Source organism: Cysteiniphilum litorale (genome assembly GCF_003428165.1).
GTDB lineage: Bacteria > Pseudomonadota > Gammaproteobacteria > Francisellales > Francisellaceae > Caedibacter > Caedibacter litoralis.
This window is the reverse complement of record NZ_QLIQ01000109.1, coordinates 1-2,082: the sequence shown is the minus strand read 5'-3', so window position 1 is coordinate 2,082 and position 2,082 is coordinate 1. Positions and strand designations below refer to the sequence as shown.

At 41.6% G+C, this 2,082-nt stretch carries 1 protein-coding gene; it reads left to right on the top strand.

Translation table 11 applies throughout. The features are described 5' to 3' along the window. Positions 1–2,024, top strand: a 2,024-nt coding sequence (locus DNJ75_RS14690) for a DEAD/DEAH box helicase (protein ID WP_157968396.1), incomplete at its 5' end; no start/stop codon positions are given. Positions 2,025–2,082: the final 58 nt, after the last annotated feature.

The window sequence follows — 2,082 nt, the reverse complement described above, 5'->3', positions numbered from 1 at the left end:
ATGCCAGCCGTTTATTTAAACCTGTTGAGCGATTGTTTGATGCTGGATTGGATACCCCTGAAATCACCTTAAGTAAAGATGAAGCCTTTCAGTTTTTAAAAGAAGACGCCTGGACACTCCACGCCTGTGGTTACAGTGTGATTGTCCCGTCATGGTGGACTAAAAAAGGTCGCTTGAAAGCAAAAGTGAAAATTAAAGCCTCTAAAAGAAAACGTGATGATCTAAAATTTGATAACCCTAAAGGCTATCTTGGCTACGACAGTCTGGTTGGATTTGATTACAGCTATGCGATAGGTGAGCATCAGGTATCTGATAAAGAATGGCAGATGCTGCTTGAGGCTAAATCTGATCTGGTGTTTTTCCGTGGACAGTGGATTGAAATTGACCCTAAAGAAATGCAACGCATGCAGAAACTCATTGAATCTTCTGAAATTGACAAAAAAGAAGGTAGCATCAAAGATCTACTTGAAATGGCTGCAAAAGAAGATGAGTTTGATATTGATGTTGATGCAGCACTTGAAAAAATGATGGATCAGCTGGTTAATAAAGATGCCATTACTATGCTTGAGTCTCCAACTGATTTACAGGCAACCTTAAGACCCTATCAAGTTAGGGGCTTATCATGGTTAGCCTATCTGGAATCCATTGGCATGAATCCTTGTCTTGCCGATGACATGGGTCTGGGTAAAACCATGCAGATTATTTCGCTACTCTTGGCGCGTAAAGCAGAAACCCCTGCATTACTCGTAGCACCAACTTCAGTGATTGGTAACTGGGATCGGGAAATCAGTAAATTTGCACCAGAGCTTAAAACCTATATTTATCATGGCGCTAATCGCAAAGCCGACATGTTTCACAAGGCAATTGAGAATACGCATATTGTCATTACTTCGTTTGGGCTATTAAGACGTGATAAAAATGTCTTTCAATCCCAACACTGGTCGCGAATCATTGTTGATGAGGCGCAGAATATAAAAAGCCCGACAGCGGCACAGACTAAAGCACTATGTTCTTTAGAAGGACAATCGCGAATTGCTTTAACAGGAACCCCTGTTGAAAACCGACTGATGGACTTATGGTCAATATTTAATTTTCTCAATCCGGGCTATCTTGGCAATAAAACCGCTTTTAGAAAAGAGTTTGAGCTACCCGTGCAAAAAGACAATGATGAATATCGCACCCAGATGCTTAAAAAAATGGTTGAGCCATTTATCCTGCGTCGCGTGAAAACCGATAAAAATATCATTAAAGATTTGCCGGATAAAATCGAGCAGAAGGTGTACTGCCAGTTAACCAAAGAGCAGGCATCCATCTATCAGGCGATTGTTGATGAAACTGAGGAGAGATTAAGAACCGCGACAGGCATTGAGAAAAATGCGATTTTCGTCTCCTCATTATTGAAGCTAAAACAGGCGTGTAACCACCCTGCACAGGTTTTACAAGATGGTAGCGCTTTTACCCCTGAGCGATCCGTCAAACTGCAAAGACTATTAGATATGACCAAAGAAATCATGCTTAACGGGGAAAGTGTTTTAATTTTCAGTCAGTTTACCGAAGTCTGTCAGGAGCTTGAAAAGATCATGCGACAGCAGCATGGTTATATGACTTATTATCTGCATGGTGGCACATCTCGTCCAAAACGCGAAAAAATGATTACGGAATTTCAAAATCCAGAATCACCGCCTGCGGTATTTATACTGTCATTAAAAGCAGGTGGTGTCGGGATTACCTTAACCAAAGCCAATCATGTCATTCACTTTGATCGCTGGTGGAACCCTGCGGTTGAAAATCAAGCGACAGACAGAGCCTATCGTATCGGACAGGAAAAAACCGTGTTTGCGCATAAGTACATTACCGCAGGCACCATTGAAGAAAGCATTGATCAGATGCTTGAAGATAAGCAGCGCGTATCGGATATGATTGTTGGTAGTGATGAGTCATGGCTTGGTACACTCGATACCCGATCCTTTATGGACTTAATTAAACTTAAAAATCAGATGGTGACAGAAGATGAGTATGCATAAAACCTGGTGGGGTGAGGCATTTGTTGAATCCTTAACCGCATTTATTGATTCCGGACGT